Here is a 25079-nt window from a genome sequence, read left to right as displayed (position 1 = left end):
CCAGAGCAAGGAAGCGGTGAAATGATCAGCAGTGATTTTACGCGAATTTTGACGAAATTGACAGGAACTGTTTGTATCGGCTGCGAACGTACGCATTATGGCGACGCGCCGTGGTGTGACCGGTGTGCCGAGGCGTTGCCGTGGTGGGACGCCGGGCAAGCCTGCGTGCGTTGCGGAGAAGCGCTCGCTTCGGGGGGCGGCGAAACCGCTGGGGTCTGCACGCGCTGCGCGGCATCACCACCCAGCTTTCAATCGACGCAAGCGGCGTTTTGGTACCGAGCCCCGGTTGATCGCTGGGTGCACCGTTTGAAATTCCACCGGGCGTTACCGTATGCGACGGCGTTGGGCACGGCACTTGCCACTACCGCCGAACCACGGGGCGATTTGCTGCTGCCGATTCCGCTTGCTCCAGAACGGCAACGAACGCGCGGGTTCAATCAGGCGGCGGAGATCACGCGGACGGTTGCGCGTATCTGGGGCATTCCTTGGCAGGCGGACGGGTTGCGGCGGCGCAAAGAAACGGCGATGCAGGCGACCCTTGATCGCGCGCACCGTGTGGAAAACGTCGCGCAGGCGTTCGTCGTGCGCGATCGCCGCCTGGTGACGGGACGAAACGTGATGGTGGTCGACGACGTAATGACCACCGGGGCGACGCTTGCCGCCGCCAGCGAAGCATTGCGGGCAGCCGGAGCGAACGCAGTCCATTTCTTGGTCGCTGCGCGGACCGCAGCGCCCGTTTCCACTGGGGACGGCGCGCTATAATGGCGCGATGAAAACGGCTGTTCGAACCGGTGCGATGCCGCGCGCTGACGTGGTGGTCTGTCCGGAATGTGATCTGGTGACGCGGTTGCCCAAGCCGCTGCGGGGTAAGCGTGCCTATTGTCCGCGTTGTGGCGCAGTTGTTTGGCGCAGCGGCGTGCCGTTTCGCGCGTTGCTGCCGTGGGTGGTCACTGCGTGGGTGCTGTGGTTTGCGAGCGGCGTGCAGCCGCTTGCGCAGCTCGAGCTTTTCGGGCAGGTTACCGAGGTGACGTTATGGACGTTGGCTGCGGCGCTTGCGCGGGGGCATGAAACGGGTTTGGCCGCGATCGTTTCAGTGACGACGGTCTTTGCGCCGCTTGCGTTGTTGCTGACCTACACATGGCTTTTGGTTCCCTTGTGGCGCCGTCGAACGGTTCCCGGAATTCGTCTGTTGTTGCGGTATGCCCACTGGCACCGCCACTGGGCGATGCTCGATGTCTTTCTATTGGGCGTGGTCGTCGCGGTGGTGAAACTTGGGGATATGGCGCGTCTGCTTCCGGGGCTCAGCCTGTGGGCGTTCGTTGGTTTCACCGTTTCGTTGGCCGTGATCCACGCGCTTTTCGATTGGGATCGCTACCGTGCAGAGTGGCTGGCATGCCACCGCGTTTCGTGACCGCTACGATGTTGGGGTGGGCGCGCTGTGACCATTGCGGCGCGATCAACCGCCGGGTCACCCGTGACCGCTGCCGCTGCGCGGTCTGTGGGGCCACGTTGCCGCGCGTTGAAGAGACCGCGCAAGAACGACGCGTGGTTTGGGCGCTGCTCCTTGCGGCGTTTGCGTTCTACTTTCCGGCGAACCTGTTACCGGTGATGACGGTCGCCAATTTGGGACGTTCGGAACCGAGTACGCTCATTGGTGGCGTGATCCACCTTTATGTGGTCGGTTCGTGGGGGCTGGCCACGATCGTGCTGGTGGCCAGTGTCTTGATCCCGTTCGCGAAGATGGTGGTCCTGGGGTTCGTGCTCTGGGTGAGTGGCACGCGCCGCCGACGTTGGCAACCGGTCGCGGTGCGGTGGTTGAGGTGGATCGCCTGGTTGGGGCGATGGTCGATGGTCGATGTCTTCGTCGTTGCGCTCTTGGCTGCATGGGTGCAGTTCGGCGAGATTGCGGCGATTACACCGGGTGCCGGAACGCTTGCTTTTGCCGCGGTGGTGGTGCTCACGATGGTTGCCACCGAGCGTTTTCGACCCCGGTGGTTGTGGTGGGAGTCCGATTTTGACGGAACATGAGAATCTTTTGACCCAATTGCCGGAAGCTCAGCCTGCGACGCCGAGTGGTGCCGGGTTCGCGCGCTGGGCGATTTGGTTGTTGCCGATCACGGCGTTGGTGATCGCGTTTTGGGTGGGGTATCAGGCGTGGCGTGACGCGGGAGTGACGGTTTCCGTTCGTTTTCCAACCGCTGCCGGGATCGAAGCGGGTAAGACGCGCGTTCGCTACAAAGAGGTGGAAGTGGGTCGGGTGACCGCAGTGACGCTCGATCCAGCGCTCGATCAAGTGGTCGTGACGCTATCGATCAACCGTGACGTGGCGAGACACCTGCGAGCGGATGCCCGCTTCTGGGTGGTGAAACCGCGTGTGACGGCGCGTGCGGTTACCGGGCTGGAGACCTTGCTGTCGGGAGCGTACATAACGTTCGATCCGGGGAAAAACGGTGCGCGGCAATCCCACTATCAAGGGCTGAACGAACCGCCGTTGGTGTCCGCAGAGGGTGGCGGGAAACGTTTCGTTTTGACGTCGCGCACCGTCGCGCCGCTCGAGGTGGGAACGCCCCTCTACTTTCGCGGTTTGGCCGTTGGGGAAGTGGTCGGTGCGGCACTGGATCCGGAAGGAACGTTGCGTGTTTCGGTATTCGTGCGCGCGCCGTACGACGAACAGGTGCGCGTGGGCAGTCGATTCTGGGTGCAGCAGGCGGCGCGCGTCGAAATCGGCGGCCGCGGAATCGTTGCCGAGGTGGCTTCGGGTTTGGCGCTCTTGCACGGTGGCATTGCGTTCGACTGGCGACCACCGTGGGGTGACGCGGCGCAGGCGCAAGAAGGGCATCTTTTTCCGCTCTACGCCAACATGCAAGAGGCGGAAAACCCTGCACCCGAGTTCCGCTTGATCTTTCGTTTGCGGCTCCCTGAGGGGGTGAGCGGACTCTATCCCAGGACGCCAGTCTTCTTCTCGGGTTTCGAAGTGGGACAGGTGTTGGGAGTCTTGCCGCGTTTCGACGAACGCACGGAACGGGTGAGCCCGGAGGTTTGGATCGAGGTCTGGCCGGAGCGCCTCGATTTGCCGAAAGAGGAAGCGCGCGTCCAAGCGATTTTTGCTGCATGGGTCAAGGAAGGGTTGCGGGCGCAGCCCAAACCGATGAGTCTGCTCACCGGGCAGAAGATGATCGACTTGGTGTTCGTCCCCCGCGCAGCCCCGGCTGAGCTGGTCTGGGAAGGGGGATACCCCACGTTCCCGGCATTGCCCGCGGCGTTCGACGAGGTGGCGCGAACCGTGACCCAGTTGGCAACCGACTTGCGTGATGCCCCATGGAAAGAACTGGTCACCGAGCTACGCGATGCGGCGCACGGGTTGCGCGCGCTTCTCGACGCCCAAGATCCCCGCTCGGCACCGCGGCAGTTGCGTTCGGTACTGCAGCGGACCGATCGATTGTTGGCCGGATTGGAACGCGCGCCCCAAGAGGTGATGTCCACTTTGGCCCAAGTGCGGGAAACGCTAGCGACCTTGGAAAATCTGACTGCCTCGCTCGCGGAAGATTGGGGGGAACAAGGTGTGCCCCGCGCACAGCTCCAGGCAGTGCTGCAATCGACGCAGCGCGCAGCCCGAGCAGTCGAACTGCTCGCGGAAGCGCTTGCGCGCCATCCTGAGTCGCTGATTCGCGGCAAGGCACGGTGAAAAGCAGAAAGGAAGAAAGCGTGTTGCATTGGGGGTCGTCATATTCGCGCATTGCGCGCTCAATAGGGGCGTTGGTCGTTGCCGGGTTTCTGGGGGGGTGTGGCACGGTGCCGCCAACGACCGACCTGTTTACGCTCCAGCCGGCCAGCGGTGTTACGAGCCCCGTGACGACGGCAGAAGCAGTGCCCGAGCGCGTTCGGGTGGTCCGGATTGCCGTATCGGTGCCGCAGGCGCTCGATCGACGTGCTTTGACCGTTCGTGCCGATGCGGTGCGATACACGATCGATGACCGCTATCAGTGGTCTTTGCCGTTTGGCGAGGAAGTTCAGGAGGCGCTTCGAACGCGACTTGCCGTGCGCTACCCGGCGTACGTATTCGTTTCCGACCTGTCGGCGCTGGCCAATCGAGCCGATATGCGGCTACAATTTGTTTTCGATCGTTACGAAGCCGATCTGAAGGGGGGCGCGTTGGCGCACGGCTCTTGTTCGCTGCATGCGGGCAACCAAACCGTATGGAAGCGGCCGTTTGCTTTCCATACCGAGGCCGAAGCAACGCCCGAAGGTATCGCACAGGCGTTGCAGTCGTTACTCGACGAAGTCCTCTCCGTCTGTGTGCTGGAACCAGAGGGGCGATAAGTGTTTCACATCGTGCTCGTCGAGCCCGAAATCCCGCAAAACACGGGCAATATCATTCGGCTGTGCGCCAATACCGGCGCGCAGCTCCACCTAGTGCGGCCGTTGGGTTTTACATTGTCCGACAAACAGTTGCGCCGCGCCGGCTTGGATTACCACGAATGGGCGACGATGCGCGTCCACGCCGATTGGTCAGCGTGTCGCGCCGCTCTTACGGTAGGGCGCTGGTTTTTGCTGACCACCCAAGGCGAAACCCGGTACGATCAGGTGGCGTTTGCGCCCGAAGATGTCCTGGTCTTTGGCGCGGAATCGCGGGGCGTTTCGCCAGCGATCCATGCGGAATTCCCTTCAGCCCACCGGTTGCGCGTGCCGATGCGTCCGGGACAGCGCAGCCTCAATTTGGCAAACACCGTCGCGTTGGTGCTCTATGAGGCGTGGCGGCAGCACGGGTTTGTCGGCGGGGCGTGACAGGAAGTTCAGAACTCGAATTTTGGATCGCGTGCCAGGAGTTTTTCAACCACCGCTTCTGCGGAACTGCCCGGGGTAAAGAGCACTTCATGCACCGCCTGCGCAATGGGCATTTCGATGCCAAGCGTATTCGCGAGTTGCACACACGCTTGCGTGGTGGGTACCCCTTCTGCGACGTGCCCGAGCGCCGCTAGCGCATCAGAAAGCGACTCCCCGCTAGCGAGTAACAGCCCCAACCGTCGGTTGCGGGAAAGCCCTCCGGTGCAGGTCAAAATCAGGTCGCCCATGCCGGCAAGGCCCATCAACGTTTCCCGCTCGGCGCCAAGGGCTTCGGCAAGCCGCCCCATTTCGGCAAGCCCCCGCGTGATGAGCGCGGCGCGCGTGTTGAGCCCAAACCCCAACCCTTCGGCGACCCCTGCGGCAATCGCGATGACGTTTTTGATCGCGCCACCCACTTCGGCACCGGTGACGTCGTGGTGCGCGTAGAGGCGAAAGCGGGGCTGGTGGAGCCGATCGATGATCGCTTTGGCCCATTGGGCATCGCGTGAGGCCAAAACAACTGCGGTGGGAAGTCCTTGCGCCACTTCCAACGCAAAACTCGGCCCTGTGAGCACGCCGTGGTTGGGCATCGCACACGAGGTAGTCTCACTCCAGACGCGTTCCGCAATTTCGTGCGGCAATTCTTGCGTCTCGGGCAAAATTCCTTTGCACGCCCAAAGGAAGGGGGTGTGCGGTGCGGTCTGGGCAAGGGTGGTCACTGCTTGGGCTAGCCCGGCAAGTGGGGTGGCGATCACCACCAATTCCGCGTCGCTGATTGCGGCAGCGCACTCGTCCGTGACACGCACGCTGGGGGGAAGCACAGGGCCTGCGAGGTAGCGTTCGTTGGTGCGCTGGGTTTGCATGGCCTGCGCCAACGCGCGTGACCGACACCAGAGGGTGACCGAGTGGTGTCGTCCCCATGCGATCGCCAGTGCCGTGCCCCAGGCACCGGCCCCCAGAACCGTAAGGCGCATCGCGTTTACCAGCCCCAAACGTCGGTTTTGGCCACGTACCCCGTTCCTTGCGCCGTTTCTACCGCGACCCATCCGGGGGGTGTGTGCTGTGTGGTGTCCAGGCGCAATACGGCATTTGCCGGCAGCACGCTCAAAAGGGCCGCGCTTTGGTCCGGTGCAGAACGAACTTCGGTTTCGCCGTGGCGGGTGATCACCGTGCGCTGCGTCGTGAGCGCATCGGCCGGAATCCAAAAGAGACCGCCCCCATCTTTGTCGCGCACTTGGGCCCAGCCGTTGCGGACTTGGATGAGTTCGACCGGGGTGCCTGGGCCGTAGTAGAACGCAATGGGTGCCTGCTCTTCGGGCACTGTTCTCGCCGGTACCGGGTCGCGGACACTGCGGTAATCGGCAGCGTAGGCACTGGAGAGGAACGAACAGGTAGCGAGGAGGAGCGCCAGGCAGTGGGAAAAGCGCCCGCTGAGCACAGCGTCTTGCGACCGTCGCAGAAAGGGCTGGCGGAGCATGGCGCAGACTCCTTTTCGTTACTGAGGGGTAGTGGTGGAGGGCGCTTGCTGCGCTTGTTGCTTTTGTTGGAGGTAGAGCGCTTCGAAATTGACCGGCGCAAGAAGCACCGGCTGAAAACCGGCGCGTGTCGAAGCATCCGAAATCACTTCCCGCGCATAAGGGTAGAGGATGCTGGGACAAGCTACGAAGAGCAGCGGTTCGACATCGCTTTCTGGGACGTTGCGCACCTGAAAGACACCGCCATAGGTGAGCTCGATGAGGAAAATCGCGCGCTCTTCGACAGAGGCCTTGACCGAGAGGGTGAGCGCCACTTCGTAATGAGCCGCGTCGAGTTTGCGCGCGGCTGTGCCCATTTCGACTTGGATATTGGGCGCTTGCGTTTCTAAGAAACAGTCGGGCGCGCGCGGGACCTCGACGGAGAGGTCCTTGACGTAGAGTTTTTCGATGGTGAACATTGGCGCCTGACTTGGGTCGTTGCCGCTAAGGGCAGAGTGGGTTTCGCTCATCGTAGGGCTTCCTTTACCAAGAAACGATTCGAGTTTGGGGACGGCGTCACTTCAACCCCAAAAGGGTATCGAGTTTTCCTTCCCGTTCCAGCGCGTAGAGGTCATCACAGCCGCCGACATGGGTGTCGCCGATGAAGATCTGCGGCACCGTTCGCCGCCCGGTGATCCGTTCCATCTCGGCGCGCCGCGAAAGATCGTCATCGATCAAAATCTTTTCGATCTCGGTGACGCCTTTGCGGCGCAACAACTGCTCGGCACGGACGCAATAAGGACAATATTGGGTGGCGTACATGCGAATGGTGGGGGTCGTCATTTGCGCTTCTTCTCCGTTTTGCTGGTGACGAGCGGCAGGTTGGCCTTGCGCCACTCGACCAAGCCACCGACCAGATGATAGACTTTTTCGAAACCCGCTCGACGCAGTTTTTTCAATGCTACCGCGGAACGGGCGCCGCTTTCGCAGTAGAGGATCAGGGGGCGGTTTTTGACCTTCTGCAGCGCCGGGTCGTTCGGGATGCGTTCCAAAGGCACGAAAATCGCGCCCGGAAGATGGTCGCTCTGGTATTCGGAGTCGCTGCGGACATCGACCGCGACCGCGCCTTCTTGGTTGATCATCAGGGTGGCTTGAAGCGGCGTGAGACGCGAACGGTCGGTCAGCGCACGGATGGTCTCGACGACCCACCAACTGCCGCTCACGAGCGCCAGAAGGCTCCACTGCCATTGGTGCAACAGATAATCGGTAACAGTCATGCTGGCTCCTTGGGTTGCCGTTCAGCGGTGACAAAAGAGCTCGCGCATCATGACGACGAGCTGAAGGGTCCGGGGATCGGCAACGCGGTAATAGACACGGTTGGCCTCTTTGCGCGTAGCAAGGATGCCTTTGTCGCGCATGATCGCCAGATGTTGTGAGACGTTACTCTGTGACGTTCCCACCGCGTCGACGATTTCTTGCACGCACGCTTCGTCCTCTCCGATCACGCACAGAATCTTCAAACGGAGGGGATGGGCGATCGACTTCAACGCCTGCGCCGCCCTTTCAATCTGTTCGTCTTTCCCAGCGAGCTCGACGATCGATTGACTCAACATTTCCCACGGGTCTCGCGAACGCTTTGTGAAGCCGCTAGTATAAAATGTTTCGTTGCTTTTGGGGGGCATGGAACGTTCCTTGCCAATTTTTTGATAATCATATCAGAGGATGCTGATGTATAAGATCGTTCTTCTGCGCCATGGTGAATCGGTGTGGAACCGCGAAAACCGGTTTACCGGTTGGACCGATGTCGATCTGACCGAAAAAGGGGTCGAAGAGGCGCGCGCGGCTGGCGAACTGCTCAAAGCGCACGGGTTTGCGTTCGACAGAGCTTTTACCTCACGGCTGAAGCGCGCGATCAAAACGCTGCACATCGTTTTAGAAACGCTCGATCAATTGTGGATTCCCGTTGAGTCGTCTTGGCGGCTCAACGAACGCCATTACGGCGCGTTACAGGGGTTGAACAAAGCCGAAACCGCAGCGGAATATGGCGATGAGCAAGTATTGGTGTGGCGGCGTTCGTACGATGTCCCACCACCGCCGCTTGCCGAGGACGACCCGCGTTTGAATGCGGACGATCCGCGTTACTGGGATCTGCCGAAAAGCGAATTTCCGCGCACAGAGTGTTTGAAGGATACCGTCGCGCGTTTCGTGCCCTATTGGGAGACGGTGATCGTGCCGCGCATCCTGGCGGGCGAGCGGATCTTGATCGCGGCGCACGGCAATAGCCTGCGTGCGCTGATCAAATACCTTGACGACGTCTCGGACGAAGCGATCGTCGGGCTCAACATTCCCACGGCGCAACCGCTCGTGTATGAGTTGGACGCTAACTGCCGGCCGATCAAACACTACTATTTGGCCGACGAAGAGACGATTCGCGCCCAGCAAGCGGCAGTGGCCGCGCAGGGGCGGGCGAAGTAAGGGCAACGGTGCGCAACCCGCGCCAGAAAGTCGAAAAGCAGGGCGGCGCCTTTTGGGCGGCTGCCCTTTTGTTTTTCGCGGTGTGGGGCGCAGGCACAACGAGCGCCCAGGGTGGCGACGCCAGCCCCACCAACGCCCAGGGTGGCGACGCCAGCCCCACCAACGCCCAGGAAGCCAAATCACAACTGGACGCGCTGCGTGCAGAGTTGCGCGCGCTCGAACAGAAAGCGAAAGGTGTTGCCGAGCGCCGGGCAGAGATCGAGCGGCGATTGCAAATAGCCGAAACTTCTGCGGTCATTCTGGCCCGGCGGCTGGCACGGCTGGAAGCGGAAGCGCAAAGACTCGAGCAACAGGTAGTCGCGGCCAAACAAGCGTGGGAGGCGGCGCACGCACGGGCGCAGGAAAGCCGGCAGCGTTTGGCCCATCTCGCCGAAGCGCTGTCGCTGACGCTGCCGCTCGATCCCGTTTTGGGCGGGGGCCCGCAGGTGATTTCGGTCGTCGCCGAGGGCGTTCGCGAACAGGCGGCGGCGCAGGTTCAGGGTTGGATCGCGCAAGCCGAAGCGCAACGGGCGCATGCCGCGAAAATGGCGCAGGCGTTGGCGCAGAAACAGGCGGCGCTCAGTGCACAACAAGCGGAACTGGCCAAAGAGCGCGCGCGTTGGGAGCAATTGGCGGAAAAGCGGAAAGTCTTGCACGAAGCGTTGGCGGAAACGTTGGCGAACGTCGAGGAACGGCGCAAAGCGCTCGAAGCAGACGCGCGCGCGTTGTCGCAACTCGTGAAGCGGCTCGAAGCCGAAGCAAAGCGCCGCGCGCAAGAAGAGGCGCGTCGGCGGCAGCAAGAAGCGCCAAGGCAGCAGGAAGAAGCGACCACTGGCAAGATCCCCGAAAGCGATCGCACCCCAGCGCGCGCGATGCTCGCCCCACGCGGGGCGTTGCCGTCACCCGTGGCGCAAGGGCAATTGACCGCTCGTTTCGGCGAAAGACGGGCTGAAGGGGGAACTTGGCAGGGGCTTTTCTGGTCTGCGCCTGAGGGGGCTTCCGTGCACGCGATCGCCGATGGGGTCGTGGCCTTTGCCGATTGGCTTCGCGGCTATGGACAACTCGTCATCCTCGACCACGGAGAGGGACTCCTCACGATTTACGCCAATCTCGACGCACCGCTCGTTGCGGTGGGCGAAACGGTGCGCAAGGGAGCAACGATTGGTCGTGTGGGGCGCACGGAACAATTTGCGCTGAGCGGGTTATACTTTGAACTGCGCAAGGGCGGGAAACCGGTCGACCCCCGCCCCTGGCTCAAACGGTAGGAAGAGATGATGACGACACGTTGGCGCCGAATGGCTTGGTCTGTGAGTGGCATGTTCGTCGGGGTGTTGCTGACCCTGACGGTGACGGGTTGGGCAGGCCGCACGGAGACGAACGCGCTGCCGTTGCAAGAGCTGCGCACGTTTGCCGACGTGCTCGACGTGGTCAATAAAGCCTACGTCGAAGAGCCGGACGACAAGAAATTGGTGGTCGAGGCGATCCGCGGGATGGTCGCAAGCCTCGATCCCCACTCGGCGTTTCTCGATGCCGAAGAGTATCGTGAGCTGCAGGTGGGCACGCAAGGCGAGTTCGGCGGCTTGGGCATCGAGGTGACGATGGAGGATGGGTTCGTCAAAGTGGTTTCGCCCATCGAAGAGACGCCGGCGGCGCGCGCGGGCTTGCAGGCGGGCGATCTTATCATCAAGCTCGACGACACTCCGGTAAAAGGTATGACGTTGCGCGACGCGGTGAAGCGGATGCGCGGCGAGCCAGGCACGGCGATCACGCTCACAGTGCTGCGCAAAGGAAACGACAAACCGTTTGCGGTGAAGATCACGCGCGAAGTGATCAAAGTACGCAGCGTCAAGGTGAAGCGGGTGGCAGAGGGTGACGTCGTGTACGTGCGCATCACCAATTTCCAAGAAACCACTGGACCGATGCTCGCTGAGCAACTCAAGCGTCAAGCGCGTAACGGGGAAATCAAAGGGATCATTCTCGACCTGCGCAATGACCCGGGGGGATTGCTCCATGCAGCGATCGGTGTTTCGGCGGCTTTCTTGCCGGAAGAGGCGCTCGTGGTCAAGACGAAGGGGCGACTGCCGGATACGCAGCGGGCATACCATGCGCGTGCAGAGGACTACCTGCGCGGAAGCGACGAACAACGCGACTATCTCGCCAATTGGCCAGAGATGTTCCGCACGGTCCCCATGGTGGTGCTCATCAATGCGGGATCGGCGTCGGCGTCGGAAATCGTAGCGGGCGCACTGCAAGATCACGGCCGTGCCAAGCTCTTGGGCGAAAAGAGTTTCGGCAAAGGGTCGGTGCAGACGATTTTACCGCTCAACGATGGCACTGCGCTGAAGCTCACCACCGCGCTGTACTATACCCCCAGCGGCCGGTCGATCCAGGCGGAAGGTATCGAACCCGATTTCGTCGTCCCCGAACGGGAAAACGGCAAGCGTAAAGCGTTGCGCGAAGCCGATCTGCAAGGGCACATCGAGCTCGACGCGAAAGGACAGATTCGTCGTCCTGCCGCATCCACCCAACCAAACGGCAACGCCGGTGGGGGCGAAGGGGCGGATGCCGACACACAATCGAACGATGAGGGGCCGACGAAACCGATCGAATACGGCAGTGAGCAGGACCGGCAATTCCAAGCTGCACTATACTGGTTGCGCCAGGGAGCGTTGCCGGATTGGGCGAAAGAGGCAAAAGCCGCAACGGCGCAGACAGTCGCGCAAAAACCGTGAACGCCGAAATGACCCGAAGCGGGCGGTGAAAGGAGGTGGTGCGATGAAGCGGGAAACGCCCTATCGTTTGGCTGGACGGGTCAAAGCACCGGAGGTGCCATGTTCGGGAATCGAAAAGCGCCGCGCGTTGCGGGTGCAACTCAAAGCAGGCCAGACACTGGAACAAGCGGCGTTCCAGTTGGCCGAACGCAAGAAACTCAAGGTACAGATCGAGCCCCCCGATACACTCGTCGTCGAATATTCGGTGCGTGACCACTTGCTGGTCGAGCTGGAAGAGGCGCTCATCGCGGCCGGTTTTACACTGGACGACACCCTTGCGGCGCGCGTCCAGCGCGCTTGGTACCATTACTGCGAAGCGGTCCAGCGCGAGCATCTCGAACAACCGGAGCGGCTGCTGAAGCAGGCACAGACCGCCTTCGTTCAAGAGTACCAGGAGCATCCCCACGGTGACCACGATCCCGCCCCAGAAGAGTTGCGCCACTACCACTGACGCAACCGATCTTCTCGACGATGCAGCGCTGCTGCGCTACAGCCGCCACATTCTCTTGCCGGAGATCGATATCGAAGGCCAGACGCGGATCCGATCCGCGCGTGTCTTGGTGGTGGGGGCTGGCGGCTTGGGTTGTCCCGCAGCGCTCTATTTGGCCCGGGCGGGCGTTGGTGTGCTGACTGTTGCCGATGGCGATACGGTCGACGCCACCAATTTGCAGCGGCAGATCCTCTATACGGAGTCCGATATCGGCCGCCCCAAAGCCGATGCGGCTGCCGACGCGTTGCGGCTGGCGAACCCAGACGTCACCGTGACCGCGGTTCCCCATCGGCTGGCGCAGCACGACCTCGACGCACTGGTAGCCGCAAGCGATGTCGTGCTGGATTGCACCGACAATTTCGCAACGCGCCATGCGATCAATCGTGCCTGTGTACGCCATTGCAAGCCGCTCGTGAGCGGTGCCGCGATTCGGTTCGACGCGCAGCTTGCGGTCTTTGACGTACGCGCATCGGCTTCACCGTGCTACCACTGTCTTTTCCCGGAAGGGGAAAACGTGACCGAAGTGCGCTGCGCCACGATGGGTGTCTTTGCGCCATTGGTAGGAGTCGTTGGCGCACTGCAAGCCCACGAGGCGCTGAAAGTGATCGTGGGATGCGGCGAACCGTCGTGGGGGAAATTGTGGCTTTTCGATGGCCTGGGGTTGGAGTGGCGCACTATCCGTGTGCCCCGCGATCCGGCTTGCCCGGTTTGCCGCGACCGCCCAAATCGCGTCGAATGATTCCTGCGCGAAGCGCTCAAAGCGCTGCGTCGATCAGGATGCCGCAAGCGTTGCAACGACGGCGTCTGCGATCGCCCGGATCACCGGTTCGAGGGTGCCAATTGGCGGAAAACAAGAGAATTGGACCGCCGGGTAGCGTGTAGCCAAATTGTTGACCAGCTGGGGTAGGTCGCGCTGTAGATGCCCCCCTTCGGCAACGAACCAGGGAACGATCACGATTTCGCTATGGGTAGGGGCGAGTTCCATAACGGCTTCGGTCAACGTCGGGGAGAGGAACTCCAGGAACGCCACGGTTACCGTGTGATCCGGTAGCCGCTCAGAGAGGACGCTCTGGGCGTACCGAAGCGGTTCCGCCCACTCGGGGTTGCGTGCGCCATGCGCAAAGAGCACGAGGGCGCGGCGCGGCGTGGGTTCAGGGTGCGGCGCGGTGTGGTTCGTCGCAGTCACTGCCGGGCTCCACCAATTCGAGAGAGAGATCGTCGCCCAAACGGCGCACGCGGTCAATACGCCATTTGGGGGCGGCTGCCACCGCAGTGAGTTCCCATGCCGGAAAAAGGGGATAGGCGTCGCCGCCAAACGCTTTCGGGGCAAGGTAGTGGAGCCAGCGGTCGACGAGGCTGTTTTTCAGGAACGCGCTGGCAAGGGTGGCGCCGGCTTCGACCAAGACTTCGTTGAGCGACTGTTCGGCTAGCCACCGCGCCAGAGCGTGGAGATCGATCCTTCCGTCCACGGTCGTGGGCAGGCAATGGACGGTACATCCCATCTGCGTCAAGCGGGCGATTTTCTCCGAATCCGCGGTGTCTGAGGTGATTACCCAAGTGGGCGCTTCATGGTCGCAGAGAAGCTGTGCGCTTTCGGGTATGCGCAAGCGGCTGTCGAGAACGATCCGGATCGGTCGCCGGCGTGTCGGGCGGTGACGGACCGTGAGTAGCGGATCGTCGGCGAGCACGGTTCCGATACCGGTGAGGACGGCGCAACAGCGGGCGCGCCAGCGGTGAACGTCACGGCGCGCCGCTTCGCCCGTGATCCAGCGACTCATGCCGTTAGCCAGCGCGATGCGGCCATCGAGCGTTGCCGCGGTTTTGAGGAAAAAAGCGGGGCGGTGCGCCGTCATGCGCCGAATGAAACCGGGGTTGAGTGCGCGGCACTCTGCCTCGAGCACCGGACCCACCACTTCGATTCCGGCAGCGGCAAGTTTCGCCAACCCTTTGCCGGCAACGAGGGGATTTGGGTCGCGCATGCCATAGACGACGCGGGTGACGCCAGCGGCGATCAACGCGTCGGCACACGGCGGCGTCTTGCCGTGGTGGGCGCACGGTTCAAGTGTCACGACAGCGGTTGCGCCGCGTGCGCGGTTACCTGCTTGATGCAGCGCGCCAATTTCGGCATGGGGACCCCCTGCGCGTTCGTGCCACCCTTCGCCGACAAGGGTGCCATCGGGGGCAACGAGCACACAGCCGACGCGCGGATTGGGGGTTGTCGTGTTCATCCCCCGGCGCGCCAGGCGAAGCGCACGCCGCATCCACTGGGCAAAAGGGGATGCGTCTTGAGGCGAAACCGTAGCTGTCACGTGGGCGAGGAATTGATCATTCACGGGGCGACGGATCCTAGAACGCGGCGTCTGGGTCGGCCTCTGTGGGCGTAGGGGCAAAGAGGTCCCCAGGCTCGGAAAGCGGGGGGTGCGTCTCTTTCGCCCCTTTTTTTCGCCGTCGCGGTTTGACGTTGCGGAGGAATTGCGCGAACGCGTCGACGTCTTCGAAGTTGCGGTAGACGGAAGCGAAACGGACATAACCGATCTTGTCGAGCGATTTGAGCGCGTCCATCGCCCATTCACCGAGCTGGTCGGAGGCAATTTCGCTGGCGCCACTTGCGAGGAGCTTCGCTTCGATCGCGTCGATCGCTGCGTCGATCGCGTCGTTCGAGACGGGACGTTTGCGCAGCGCCAGCTCGAAACTGGCGCGCAGTTTTTCGCGTTGATAGGGTTCGCGCGCGCCGTTGCGTTTGATCACTGCGGGCAGTTTGATCTCGGCGCGCTCGAAGGTGGTGAAACGCCGCCCGCACGCGGCACAGCGACGGCGGCGGCGGATCACCGCGCCGTCGGCACTGTCACGCGTCTCCAGGACTTGGGTGTCAGGCGCACTGCAGAAGGGGCAACGCATCGCGCCGCAACCGCGATCAGACGCGGCTCCATTCGTAGACTGGGAAGCGCCGACAGAGCTCAGCGACTTCGCCCTTGACCCGCTCGATCACCGTGGCGTCTTCCGGTGCCTCGAGCACGTCGGCGATAAGGTGCGCGGTTTTGACCGCTTCGGCTTCTCCGAAACCGCGGGTGGTGATCGCAGGAGTACCGATGCGAATGCCCGAGGTGACCATCGGTTTTTCCGGATCGTTCGGAATCGCGTTTTTGTTCACCGTGATATGGGCTTGGCCCAAAGCGGCTTCGGCGGCTTTCCCCGTGATCCCCTTGGCGCGCAGATCGACCAGGAACAGGTGGGATTCGGTTCGGCCGGAGACGATTCGAAGCCCGCGCGCTTGGAGCACGGCGGCCATCGCCTGAGCGTTTTGCACCACCTGTTCTTGGTAGCGTTGGAATTCGGGCGTCATCGCTTCTTTGAACGCGACCGCTTTCGCGGCGATCACGTGCATCAGCGGCCCGCCTTGCAGCCCGGGGAAGACAGCGCTGTTGATCGCTTTTTCGTGCTCCGCCTTCATGAGGATCACCCCACCCCGTGGGCCGCGCAGCGTCTTGTGGGTGGTCGACGTGACGACGTCGGCGTGCGGCACGGGGTTGGGGTAGACCCCGGCGGCGATCAAGCCAGCGTAATGCGCCATATCTACCCAGAAGATCGCACCGACGGCCCTTGCGATCGCGGCAAAACGCGCCCAATCGATTTTGAGCGCATAGGCGGAGGCCCCCGCGACGATGATGCGCGGCCGGTGTTCGTGCGCGAGCCGCTCGACGGCGTCGTAGTCGATCTCTTCACGGTCGTTGAGCCCGTAAGAGACGACGTGGAACCATTTGCCCGAGAGGTTGAGCGGCATGCCATGGGTGAGGTGCCCCCCTTCGGCCAGGCTCATCCCCATGATCGTGTCGCCCGGTTTCGCAAACGCCATCAGCACCGCTTGGTTGGCTTGCGAACCGGAGTTGGGTTGCACGTTTGCCGCTTCTGCGCCGAAGAGTGCTTTCAGGCGGTCGATCGCGAGTTGCTCGACGCCGTCGACGAATTCGCAACCCCCGTAGTAGCGACGGCCCGGGTAGCCTTCAGCATATTTGTTGGTCAGCTGGCTTCCTTGCGCCGCCATCACTGCTGGGCTGGCGTAATTTTCCGACGCGATGAGTTCGATGTGTTCTTCTTGGCGACGGTTTTCGGCCTGGATGAGCGACCAGATTTCCGGGTCGACGGTTTCGAGAGTATCGGATTGACGGAACATCGTGATTCCTTTGGGTGCCGCAAAGGCGCTATTTTACATGACGGAAGAGGCGCTGCGTGCAGGCGATCACCTGGTTGGCAGCGCAATCCGCAAAAAGCCGTTCCTGAAATCGGGAGCGAACGGGAAAAGGGTTACTCTTTGCGTTCGTTCTGGGGGGCGTTTGTGGGCATGTGCGGGGTGTGCAAAGCGACAGCGTTGCCATTCATCCGTTTGCGCAACCGGATGTTGAGCATTTCGACGACAAACGAGAAGGCCATCGCAAAGTAGAGATAACCCTTCGGCACGTGGACGCCAAACGCTTCGGAGATGAGCACTACCCCGATCACCACCAGGAAACTGAGTGCGAGCATTTTGACCGTGGGGTGGTGGTCGATAAATGCGGCGATCGGCGCGGCGGCAACCATCATCACCAGCACGGCGACGACGATCGCCGCGATCATCACCGGCAGGTTTTGCACCAACCCCACTGCGGTGATCACTGAGTCGAGCGAAAAGATAATGTCGATCAATGCGATCTGGATCAGGACGGCGAGGAACGCTTTGGGTTTGGGCGATTGCGCGGCACGATCCCCGGACCCTTCCAGACTCTCATGAATTTCCGAGACGCTCTTGGCGATCAGAAAGAGCCCCCCACCAAGGAGAATGAGATCGCGCCCGGAGAATGACCAGGAAAAGAGAGAAAAGAGTGGTGTTGTCAGGCGCATCATCCAGGTCAGCGAAAAGAGAAGAGCGATGCGAGTGAGCATCGCCAGGGAAAGTCCCAGGATTCTGCCTTTGGTTTGCTGCGCTTTGGGCAGGCGGTTTACCAGGATGGCAAGAAAAATCACATTGTCGATGCCAAGGATGATCTCAAGCGCCGTCAGGGTCAGGAAAGCAAAGATCAGGTCGGATAGCTCAACGAGTGCCATGGGGATCCTTTCACGCAGTAACTGGCCAGACGAGAGTTTCGCTCACGGGGGGATGGCTCAGGAAGCGCTGCGGGCTTGCGGTGGCACCATAAGCGCCCGACTGAAAGACCACGACCCAGTCCCCCGGTTCGGCGCGGGGCAGGAGGACGTTGCTGGCCAACCGGTCGAGCGGCGTGCACAGGGGCCCGACGATCGTCACCTTTTCCGTTGCTGGGGCGTTCATCCGGTTACCGATCGCAACCGGGTAGTTTTTCTTGAGCACCTGTCCGAAGTTACCCGTTGCGGCAAGGTGCGCGTTGAGCCCAGCGTCGCAAACGAGGAAGGTCTCGCCGCGCGAGGTTTTCCGTTCGAGGATTTGGGTGACGAACACCCCCGCTTCGCCGACGAGATAGCGCCCCAGCTCGAGGATGAGTTGGGTGGTGGGGAAGCGCTGCCGGTGGATTTGCGCCAGGCGGTGCAGCGCCGCGCCAACAGCGGCGCGATCGATCGGAGATTCTCCGGCGAAATAGGGAATGCCCAGACCGCCCCCCAGGTTGAACCATTTCGGTGCCGCGCCTGCTTCATCACACAACCTAGCCAGAGTTTCGTAACTGTTTTGGTGCGCGGCAATCAACCGTTCGGTATCAAGGAGTTGTGAACCGGCGAAGAGGTGGAGTCCTGTCCAGTGTGCACCACTTGCTCGAATGCGGGCGATCAGCGCTGGGGCGGCTTCGCGGTCGACACCGAATGGTTGTGCGCCACCACCCATTTTCATCCCCGCACGGGTCATCGTGAAGTCTGGGTTGATCCGAAGCGCCACGGCAGGGGTGACGCCGAGCTGCTCCGCGGCGGCAAGGACAGTAGTGAGCTGATCGGGCGATTCGATCGTGACCGTGACGCCGGCGGCGATGGCACGATGGATTGCCGCCGGACGTTTCCCAGGGCTTGCAAACGCGATCCGTCCTGGGGGCATTCCGACGTCGAGCGCAAGCGCCATTTCGTTTTCCGATGCGACGTCGAAGCCATCGACCCAGGCAGCCATCGCGGCAACGAGTGGAGGAAACGGGTTGGCTTTCACTGCGTAATGGAGGTGGATCTGAGGGCCAAAGGCGTCTCGGCATTCGGCGATGCGCTTTCGGAGCCGTTCGGCATCGTAGGCGTAGAACGAGGCGGCGCCCACGCGCGCGGCAACCAACGGTAGAGGGGTCTCGCCGATCAAGAGGGTACCGTCGGGCTGAGCGGTCCAGAAAAGCGAGGGATGGTGGCTGGGTTCGGTCACGATGGAACTCCGTTTCTGCTCGGCTCAGTTGGCAGGCACCTCGGTGCAGAAGCGAGATTGCAGCGCTTGTCGAACCGCATGACGGTCGATTTTGCCATTCGGGTTGCGCGGTAACGGTTCGGTTACCAGATCGATCAGCGCCGGGACCTGGTAGGTGGCCAAATGGCGACGGCAGTGAGCGGTTAGGTCGGCGGCGGTGACGTTGTTTAGGGAGACGACGACCGCAACCGCGATTTTCTGGCCCAGGAGGGGATCGTCGAGCCCGCACGCACAACATTCGACCACCGCGGGGTGCGCAAGGAGCACACTTTCGATCTCTTCTGGGCTCACGCGGTAGCCGCTGGTTTTGATCTGACCGTCGCGGCGACCGACGAAGTAGAGAAAGCCGTCATCGTCGCAATAGCCGTAATCGCCGGAAAAGACAGCGATTTCGGGCAGCGGCAATGCGCCATTGGCCGGTCGCAACGCGGGTGGAAGCGTCCGAAAGCGCGCTTGGGTCTTGACCGGATCGTTCCAATAGCCCAGGGAAACGAGTGGGCCGCGCTGCACGATTTCACCGATTTCGCCGGGGGGGGCCCGTGTTCCATCTTCGCGAACGACGATTACGTCGTTGTTGGGAACGGGGATGCCGATCGATTCCGGCCGTTTCGGCCATTCGGACGGCGGCAGGTAGGTGGCGCGGAACGCTTCCGTGAGCCCGTACATCACGAAGAATGGGCTCTTTGGGCAACGGTCGTACCACTCAGCCACCCAGCGCGGCGGCATCTTTCCGCCGGTACTCGCGCCCAAACGGAAATGTTCGGCGAAGGTTGTGGGCCAGGAAAGGTTGAGCAGTTGCCGCCACAGGGGGGGTACGGCGGTCAATACCGAGATCTGGTGTTCGCCGACGACCGCCAGCGCATCGCGGGGCAGAAAATAGTCGTGGAGCACGACCGTCGCGCCAACGGTCCAAGCAGTCGTGAGTTGGGAAAAGCCCGCATCGAAGGAGAGCGGCAAGAGCGCGAGGATCCGATCGGTAGTGGTGAGGCCCAGGTAGTGGGCGACGGTTTGGGCGCCAGCAAGCAGGTTGCGGTGGGAAACGACCACACCCTTGGGGAAACCGGTGCTGCCCGAGGTGTAGAAGATCGCCGCGGGGTCGTTTTCGGTGATCCGATTCGCGTCCTCGCGAACGGAATTCGATGCGGGGTTGGCGTGCGTGAGCAACAAAAGGGAATCGCGTTCGTGCGGCGCGGCCAATTCGGCAAGGGGCGACGGGGGCGTGTGGGGGCGCCAGGCGTTCGCTGCGTCCAAGTGGGCGCGCAAGGCGTCGGCGCGGGCGGTGCTGGTGACGATCAACGAGGGGCGTGCGTCGTGCACGAGGTAAGCGATCTGTTCTGGCTTGAGCGCAGGGTTGGCGACGATGAAGAGCGCGCCCAGGCGGTTTGCCGCCAGGAGCGCGATGATCGTTTCAACGCGTTTGTCGAGCCAGATCAGCACACGCTGCCCCGGATGGAGGTGCGCCTGCCACGCTTGGGCGGTTGCGGTGACGTGCGCGTCGAGCTGCGAGTAGGTAAGGCGGCGCGCGCCGGCGCGCGTCTCGATGAGCGCCTGTTGTTCCGGTGTACGCTGCGCTTGGTGCGTCACGAGTGCGGCAAGGGTGATGATCATTGGCTTCGTTTTCTTGGTGCGCTGCACAACTCTTGCGTATAATCGCTCACTTCACGGACGCGCAGGAGTCTATCTTGGCTCTGGAAACGGAAATGCTCGATCTGGTTGCGACGGTGCTGGAGCTCTCTCCCCAGCGACGGGCGCAATTGACCCCCGATTCCCCGCTGTTGGGCGCGTTGCCGGAGCTCGATTCGATGGCGGTATTGGATTTGCTCCATGCGATCGAAGCGCAGTATGGCGTGACCATCGAAGACGAGACGGTCACGAGCGACCGCTTCGCATCGGCGAAAGCACTGGCGGATTGGGTGCGGGAACTGCGTGGCGATGCTTTGAACTGATCGGCCTTGTGCATGCTCGATCATCCTGTTTGCTGCTCATTCGGCACGAATCATCGTGCCGACGCCATGGTCGGTGAGAATCTCGAGCAGAAGGGCGTGTTCGACCCGGCCGTCGATGATATGCACGGAGCGCACGCCGTTTTTCGCCGCTTCAAGTGCGGATGCGATCTTGGGCAACATGCCGCCTGAGAGGGTTCCGTCGGCGACCAGTTGGTCGATCAGGCTGGGGGTGAGTCCGGTCAGCAGATTGCCCGCTTTGTCGAGCACCCCAGGGGTATTGGTGAGGAGCACCAGTTTTTCGGCGCGGAGGACTTCGGCGACTTTCCCGGCGACGACGTCGGCGTTGATGTTGTAGGTTTGGCCGTCTTCACCGACGCCGATTGGCGCGATCACGGGGATGAAATCGCCGGAATCGAGAAAGGAGATGATGCTGGGGTCGATGCGGGTGATTTCGCCCACCTGACCGAGGTCGATCAGGTCTTCGTCTTTACCGGGCATCCTCATGTAGAGTTTCCGCGCGCGGATGAAGCCACCCCCATCCTTGCCGGTGAGGCCAACTGCTTTACCCCCATGCTGGTTGATGAGATGGACGATCTCTTTGTTGACCTGGCCTCCAAGGACCATTTCGACTACATCCATCGTTTCGGCGTCGGTGACCCGCATGCCTTGGATGAATTCGCCCTTTTTCCCGACGCGTTGCAGCAGGTTTTCGATTTGCGGCCCCCCGCCGTGCACGACGACCGGGTTCATCCCCACCAGTTTCAGGAGCACTACGTCTTGCGCGAAACAGGCTTTGAGGTGGGGGTCTGTCATTGCGTTCCCCCCGTATTTGATGACGATGGTTTTGTCGAAAAAGCGCTGGATATAGGGAAGTGCTTCCGAAAGGATGCTGGCTTTGAGACGGGGGTCGATCGTGTTGTCGTTCATTGGCGTGGGTCCTGGTCTCACGAACAAGAAAAGAATGGATGGAAAGATTGTATCAAGGGTTTTCTTGCTGGGGGGCAAGCAGCGTTTCCAACTTCTGTAAACCCGGATAGTTGGGGTCGAGACGGCGCAGTGTGCGCGCGGCGCGCTTCGCCTGTTCTTGCGCGACTTCTGCGGGGATCACGCCGTGCGCACGGGCGCGAAGGAACGCAAGCGCCAGGTTGAAGTGAACCGCAGGGCTTCCCGGCAGCGTTTCCACGGCTTTGGCCATTGCTTGGATCGCGGCTGGCCAGTCGTTCGTTTGGGCGTAAGAGACGCCTTGCAGCACGAGTTTTTTCGCCGATTCGGCAAGTTGCCGTTCGACGTCGTCCCACAACTGCCCATAGCCTGCGTTGCGCAACTGCGCCGCGAGGTGTTGGCGCGTCGTGTGGTCGCGCAGCAACTCGCGCAACCGCTTCAGTAAGCGCAACGCATCACTGCGTAGCGTTTCGTCGGAGAGTCCGGCAAGGAGCAGACGGGAGAACCATTCAGGAAGTGGATCGGGAATTGCCGAGTCACATGCGTAATGTAACGCGAGCCGTAACGCGTCGGTGGCTTCTTCTGCCAAACCTTGACGGTGCGCCAGGCGAAATTGGGCAAAATGGAAAATCGCCAATTCCAACGGGCTCTTGGTCCATTTTCCCAGTTCGGCAACGAGCGCTTTGGCTTCGTCCCATCGGCCGGTTTCCGCCATCGCTTCGACGATGAGCATTTTGTCTTCGGCGTTGCGTGGGATGCGGTGGGTTTGCAAGCGTTGCAGAGCGCGCCACGCGGTTTCGTGATCGCCCGCGGCAAGAAGGATCGGCAAGGCGTGCTGCAGACGCACGCGGTTGATCGGGGCTTGCGTGACGATTTGCTGAAAAGCCGCCGCCGCGGCTTCGCGATCGCCCAACCGTTCCGCAATAAGTGCCTGCACTTCCCACGCGTCGAGAAAACGGGGGTGGGCGTCGGTAAGGGCAGTGACGACCGCTTGGGCTTCGTCGAGTCGGTCGAGCGCAAGCAATGTGCGCGCTTTCCCCAACGACGCCCAGGGTTTGGCGTGTTCCGCAAGGATTGCGTCGTAGTGCGCCAGCGCCGCTTCCCAGTGGCCGGCGCGTTCGAGCAGGTGCCCGTAGAGGCGCAGCGCAGCGTTACGGAATTGCGGTGCGGCTCTCAGAATGGTTTGTAATGCATTCTGCGCGGTTTCGATCTCCGGGTCACCCCAAAGCCGCCAGAGGGGAAGGAGTGCTTGGTAACGGGCGGTGACCGAATGGACGCGCTTTTGCAGCTGCCAGCTGCTGACCGGTTGCAACAGCACTGCGTCGGGTCCGAGATCGGCAGTGCTGAGGATCACTTGCATTTGCCGCTCTTGGGTGAGCACCACGAAAGGGGTTCCGGCACGCGCGTCGGGAAAGCTGCGAACCGTTTCCAGTAGGTCGAGGGCGTTACCGTCTGGGCCACTCCATGTCGAGACGATGAGGTCCGGCTTCTGATTCGCCAGCGCGGATTGTGCGGCAGCGAAGGTGGCTGTGACTTCGACTGCCGTACAACCGCTTTCGCAGAGCGCCGACTGCAGGAGTGCGCGCGTCGTCCCGTGGGGTTCGATAAGCAGCGCGCGCATCGTCGCCGCCGTGTATCACGAGGCGTTCGTGGCCTTTTCGGGAAGGCGCAGACGCAAATGGAGCTCTTTGAGTTGCGCCTCAGAAACCGGTGACGGCGCGTGGGTGAGCAGACACTGCGCCCGCTGGGTCTTCGGGAACGCGATGACGTCACGGATCGATTCCGCGCCAGTCATCAACGTGACGATCCGATCCAACCCGAATGCCAACCCGCCGTGCGGTGGTGCACCGTATTTCAGCGCATCCAAGAGGAAGCCGAATTTCTCTTGCGCCTCTGCTTCGGAAATCCCCAACGCCGCGAAAACCTTGCGCTGCACCGCTTCGCGGTAGATACGAATCGACCCGCCGCCGATCTCCCAGCCGTTCAACGCGAGGTCGTACGCTTGCGCGCGTACGCGCGCCGGGTCGCTCTCCAGATAGGGGAGGTCGGCTTCGCGCGGACTGGTGAAGGGGTGGTGGCACGCCACCCAGCGCTTTTCGTCTTCGTCGTATTCGAACATTGGGAAGTCGACCACCCAAACCGGCGCCCACTCGGCCCCCGTGAGGAATCCTTTTTCGTGGCCGAGTTTGACGCGCAACGCGCCCAACGAATCGTAGACGATTTTTGGCTTGTCTGCGCCGAAGAAGAGCAAATCCCCCGTTTGCGCACTGGTACGCTCGAGGATCGTTCGCAACGCCCGTTCGTGCAGGTTCTTGACGATCGGCGACTGCAGCCCCTTTTCGTTCGGTTGGGCGGCGTCGTTGACTTTGATGTACGCGAGCCCTTTGGCCCCGTAGATCGCAACGAAACGGGTGTAGTCGTCGATTTCGCCTCGGGTGAGCGCGGCGCCGCCCGGTACGCGCAGCGCCATCACTTTGCCACCACTGTTGGCGGGACCAGAAAAGACCTTGAACGCGACGTCGCGCACTGCATCGGTCACATCGGTGAGTTCCAGCGTGACACGCAGGTCCGGCTTGTCCGAGCCGTAGCGCAGCATCGCTTCGTCATAGGTGAGGCGGGGAAACGGGTTCGGTAGCGTCACGTCGAGCACTTCGGCAAAGACCGAGCGAATCATCTCCTCCATGAGGGCGATGATCTCTTCTTGGGTCAGGAACGAAGTCTCGATATCGACTTGGGTGAATTCCGGTTGTCGGTCGGCGCGCAGATCTTCGTCACGGAAACATTTGGTGATTTGGTAGTAGCGATCGAAACCAGCTACCATCAAGAGCTGCTTGAAAAGCTGTGGGGATTGCGGTAGCGCGAAGAAATGGCCGGGATGGACCCGGGACGGCACGAGATAGTCCCGCGCCCCTTCTGGCGTGCTCTTGGTAAGCATCGGGGTTTCGATATCGACGAATCCGTGCGCGTCGAGAAAGCGGCGAAAGGCGCGCGTGACCTGGTAGCGCAAAAGCAGATTCTTTTGCATGGTGGGGCGACGCAGGTCGAGCACGCGGTGGGTCAGGCGCACGGTCTCAGAGAGGTGTTCGTCGTCGATGGAAAAGGGGAGCGGGGCGCTCGTATTGAGGATTTCGAGCGTTTCGACGAAGACTTCGATTTCCCCGGTGGGAATGTTGGGGTTTTCCGTTCCTTCAGGACGCCGCCGAACGGTACCGGTGACGCGCAGGACATATTCGTTGCGCACCGTTTCGGCCAAACGGAACGCTTCGGGGCGGTCGGGGTCGACGACGACCTGGACGATCCCGGAACGGTCGGCGAGGTCGATGAAGATGACGCCCCCGTGGTCGCGGCGACGGCGTGCCCATCCGCAGAGGGTGACGGTCTGGTCGAGGTGTTGCGCGGTGACGGTTCCGCAGTAGTGGCTTCGCATCGCAATTCCTATCGTTGTGATGTCATTCGGTGGTTGCTGCGCAGGCTTCACAGGCGCCCGCACCGCATCCGCTGTTGTCCGCGGTTGCGTTCGTGCTCTTTTTCGTGTTGCTGTTGCCTTTGTAGTCGGTGACGTACCAGCCGTCCCCTTTGAACGCAAACCCAGCCGCAGAAAGGAGCTTCACGTAGGTGCCGCTGCCACAGGTGGGGCACGTCGTGATCGGAGCGTCATTCACCTTTTGCAGGTGTTCTTGTTCATGACCACACGATTCGCAACGATATTCGTAGATCGGCATCGTGGTTCTCCCAAACACACGGCACAAACGCGAAATTATA

At 61.8% G+C, this 25079-nt stretch carries 29 protein-coding genes; 12 read left to right on the top strand and 17 right to left on the bottom strand.

Annotated elements, in window-relative coordinates; all coding sequences use genetic code 11:
* Positions 1-21 precede the first annotated feature (21 nt).
* The 6 genes from KUL93_RS02250 to KUL93_RS02225 all read left to right on the top strand — a co-directional run bounded on the left by KUL93_RS02250 (position 22) and on the right by KUL93_RS02225 (position 4785).
* The gene (locus KUL93_RS02250; protein ID WP_217125500.1) at positions 22-762 is read left to right on the top strand and encodes a ComF family protein; all 741 of its coding nucleotides are present in this window, start codon (positions 22-24) and stop codon (positions 760-762) included.
* Between the two features lie 34 nt (positions 763-796).
* A complete protein-coding gene (locus tag KUL93_RS02245) occupies positions 797-1411 on the top strand; it encodes a paraquat-inducible protein A (protein WP_217125499.1) in 615 nt (204 codons plus the stop codon).
* On the top strand, positions 1393-2028 hold the full coding sequence (locus KUL93_RS02240; protein WP_217125498.1) for a paraquat-inducible protein A: 636 nt from the start codon (positions 1393-1395) through the stop codon (positions 2026-2028). Before KUL93_RS02245 ends, KUL93_RS02240 begins: the two co-directional genes overlap by 19 nt.
* On the top strand, positions 2015-3685 hold the full coding sequence (locus KUL93_RS02235) for a PqiB family protein (protein WP_217125497.1): 1671 nt from the start codon (positions 2015-2017) through the stop codon (positions 3683-3685). Before KUL93_RS02240 ends, KUL93_RS02235 begins: the two co-directional genes overlap by 14 nt.
* A 107-nt stretch (positions 3686-3792) precedes the next feature.
* The gene (locus KUL93_RS02230; protein WP_217125496.1) at positions 3793-4320 is read left to right on the top strand and encodes a PqiC family protein; all 528 of its coding nucleotides are present in this window, start codon (positions 3793-3795) and stop codon (positions 4318-4320) included.
* The gene (locus tag KUL93_RS02225) at positions 4321-4785 is read left to right on the top strand and encodes a tRNA (cytidine(34)-2'-O)-methyltransferase (protein WP_217125495.1); all 465 of its coding nucleotides are present in this window, start codon (positions 4321-4323) and stop codon (positions 4783-4785) included. It begins immediately after the preceding gene.
* A gap of 8 nt (positions 4786-4793) precedes the next feature.
* Here KUL93_RS02225 and KUL93_RS02220 read toward each other — a convergent pair whose 3' ends face one another.
* Genes KUL93_RS02220 through KUL93_RS02195 form a run of 6 tightly spaced genes read right to left on the bottom strand, consistent with a single transcriptional unit; the run spans position 4794 to position 7891 of the window.
* Positions 4794-5798 (bottom strand): NAD(P)H-dependent glycerol-3-phosphate dehydrogenase, encoded by a 1005-nt coding sequence (locus KUL93_RS02220; RefSeq protein ID WP_217125494.1) that lies wholly within the window; start codon positions 5796-5798, stop codon positions 4794-4796.
* Positions 5799-5803: 5 nt separating this feature from the next.
* Complete coding sequence (locus tag KUL93_RS02215; RefSeq protein WP_217125493.1) at positions 5804-6301, bottom strand: SH3 domain-containing protein; 498 nt, start codon at positions 6299-6301, stop codon at positions 5804-5806.
* Positions 6302-6319: 18 nt separating this feature from the next.
* Positions 6320-6808, bottom strand: coding sequence for a protein-export chaperone SecB (gene secB / locus KUL93_RS02210; protein ID WP_217125492.1), 489 nt, complete (start codon positions 6806-6808; stop codon positions 6320-6322).
* Positions 6809-6854: 46 nt separating this feature from the next.
* On the bottom strand, positions 6855-7121 hold the full coding sequence (grxC, locus tag KUL93_RS02205) for a glutaredoxin 3 (protein WP_217125491.1): 267 nt from the start codon (positions 7119-7121) through the stop codon (positions 6855-6857).
* A complete protein-coding gene (locus KUL93_RS02200) occupies positions 7118-7555 on the bottom strand; it encodes a rhodanese-like domain-containing protein (RefSeq protein ID WP_217125490.1) in 438 nt (145 codons plus the stop codon). The genes grxC and KUL93_RS02200 overlap by 4 nt, the downstream gene beginning before the upstream one ends.
* A 21-nt stretch (positions 7556-7576) precedes the next feature.
* A complete protein-coding gene (locus tag KUL93_RS02195; RefSeq protein ID WP_217125489.1) occupies positions 7577-7891 on the bottom strand; it encodes an ArsR/SmtB family transcription factor in 315 nt (104 codons plus the stop codon).
* Between the two features lie 115 nt (positions 7892-8006).
* On the opposite strand from KUL93_RS02195, the gene gpmA reads away from it, so the two are divergent.
* From gpmA to KUL93_RS02170, 5 genes are read left to right on the top strand one after another with little or no spacing between them, the layout of a single operon-like run.
* On the top strand, positions 8007-8753 hold the full coding sequence (gpmA, locus tag KUL93_RS02190; RefSeq protein WP_217125488.1) for a 2,3-diphosphoglycerate-dependent phosphoglycerate mutase: 747 nt from the start codon (positions 8007-8009) through the stop codon (positions 8751-8753).
* An 8-nt stretch (positions 8754-8761) separates the two neighbouring features.
* Complete coding sequence (locus tag KUL93_RS11645; RefSeq protein WP_217125487.1) at positions 8762-10057, top strand: murein hydrolase activator EnvC family protein; 1296 nt, start codon at positions 8762-8764, stop codon at positions 10055-10057.
* 9 nt (positions 10058-10066) lie between these two features.
* Entirely contained in the window at positions 10067-11524 is a 1458-nt protein-coding gene (locus tag KUL93_RS02180) for a S41 family peptidase (RefSeq protein ID WP_346731620.1), read from the top strand.
* A gap of 43 nt (positions 11525-11567) precedes the next feature.
* Positions 11568-12014, top strand: a complete 447-nt coding sequence (locus KUL93_RS02175) for a hypothetical protein (RefSeq protein WP_217125485.1) — start codon at positions 11568-11570, stop codon at positions 12012-12014.
* Positions 11971-12792, top strand: a complete 822-nt coding sequence (locus KUL93_RS02170; RefSeq protein ID WP_217125484.1) for a HesA/MoeB/ThiF family protein — start codon at positions 11971-11973, stop codon at positions 12790-12792. Before KUL93_RS02175 ends, KUL93_RS02170 begins: the two co-directional genes overlap by 44 nt.
* Positions 12793-12825: 33 nt before the next feature.
* Here the strand turns inward: KUL93_RS02170 and KUL93_RS02165 are convergent, their stop codons facing one another.
* From KUL93_RS02165 to KUL93_RS02135, 7 genes are all read right to left on the bottom strand, one after another.
* The gene (locus tag KUL93_RS02165) at positions 12826-13239 is read right to left on the bottom strand and encodes a sirohydrochlorin chelatase (RefSeq protein ID WP_217125483.1); all 414 of its coding nucleotides are present in this window, start codon (positions 13237-13239) and stop codon (positions 12826-12828) included.
* Positions 13205-14386, bottom strand: coding sequence for a bifunctional diaminohydroxyphosphoribosylaminopyrimidine deaminase/5-amino-6-(5-phosphoribosylamino)uracil reductase RibD (gene ribD, locus KUL93_RS02160; protein WP_346731616.1), 1182 nt, complete (start codon positions 14384-14386; stop codon positions 13205-13207). Before ribD ends, KUL93_RS02165 begins: the two co-directional genes overlap by 35 nt.
* Positions 14387-14399: 13 nt before the next feature.
* Positions 14400-14951: a transcriptional regulator NrdR gene (gene nrdR / locus KUL93_RS02155; RefSeq protein ID WP_217125482.1), complete on the bottom strand. Its 552-nt coding sequence runs from the start codon at positions 14949-14951 to the stop codon at positions 14400-14402.
* Between the two features lie 16 nt (positions 14952-14967).
* Complete coding sequence (gene glyA, locus KUL93_RS02150; RefSeq protein ID WP_119335276.1) at positions 14968-16224, bottom strand: serine hydroxymethyltransferase; 1257 nt, start codon at positions 16222-16224, stop codon at positions 14968-14970.
* A 131-nt stretch (positions 16225-16355) separates the two neighbouring features.
* On the bottom strand, positions 16356-17132 hold the full coding sequence (locus KUL93_RS02145; RefSeq protein ID WP_217125481.1) for a TerC family protein: 777 nt from the start codon (positions 17130-17132) through the stop codon (positions 16356-16358).
* Positions 17133-17142: 10 nt separating this feature from the next.
* Positions 17143-18390: a pyridoxal-dependent decarboxylase, exosortase A system-associated gene (locus tag KUL93_RS02140; RefSeq protein ID WP_217125480.1), complete on the bottom strand. Its 1248-nt coding sequence runs from the start codon at positions 18388-18390 to the stop codon at positions 17143-17145.
* 24 nt (positions 18391-18414) lie between these two features.
* Positions 18415-20037 carry an AMP-binding protein gene (locus tag KUL93_RS02135; protein WP_217125479.1) on the bottom strand — a complete coding sequence of 541 codons (1623 nt, stop codon included), beginning with the start codon at positions 20035-20037 and terminating at the stop codon, positions 18415-18417.
* Between the two features lie 74 nt (positions 20038-20111).
* On the opposite strand from KUL93_RS02135, the gene KUL93_RS02130 reads away from it, so the two are divergent.
* Complete coding sequence (locus KUL93_RS02130; protein ID WP_217125478.1) at positions 20112-20375, top strand: acyl carrier protein; 264 nt, start codon at positions 20112-20114, stop codon at positions 20373-20375.
* 36 nt (positions 20376-20411) lie between these two features.
* Here the strand turns inward: KUL93_RS02130 and argB are convergent, their stop codons facing one another.
* From argB to KUL93_RS02110, 4 genes are read right to left on the bottom strand one after another with little or no spacing between them, the layout of a single operon-like run.
* Positions 20412-21302 carry an acetylglutamate kinase gene (gene argB, locus KUL93_RS02125; protein WP_119335271.1) on the bottom strand — a complete coding sequence of 297 codons (891 nt, stop codon included), beginning with the start codon at positions 21300-21302 and terminating at the stop codon, positions 20412-20414.
* Between the two features lie 52 nt (positions 21303-21354).
* Positions 21355-22938: a tetratricopeptide repeat protein gene (locus KUL93_RS02120; RefSeq protein ID WP_217125477.1), complete on the bottom strand. Its 1584-nt coding sequence runs from the start codon at positions 22936-22938 to the stop codon at positions 21355-21357.
* A 15-nt stretch (positions 22939-22953) separates the two neighbouring features.
* Positions 22954-24744, bottom strand: coding sequence for an aspartate--tRNA ligase (aspS, locus tag KUL93_RS02115; RefSeq protein ID WP_249419186.1), 1791 nt, complete (start codon positions 24742-24744; stop codon positions 22954-22956).
* A gap of 22 nt (positions 24745-24766) precedes the next feature.
* Positions 24767-25039, bottom strand: coding sequence for an FmdB family zinc ribbon protein (locus KUL93_RS02110; RefSeq protein WP_119335268.1), 273 nt, complete (start codon positions 25037-25039; stop codon positions 24767-24769).
* Between the last annotated feature and the right edge of the window lie 40 nt (positions 25040-25079).

It is taken from the genome of Hydrogenophilus thiooxidans (assembly GCF_019049855.1).
Taxonomy (GTDB): Bacteria; Pseudomonadota; Gammaproteobacteria; order Burkholderiales; family Rhodocyclaceae; genus Hydrogenophilus; species Hydrogenophilus thiooxidans.
The sequence above is the reverse complement of the archived record's forward strand: the minus strand, read 5'-3'. Positions and strand labels throughout refer to the sequence as shown.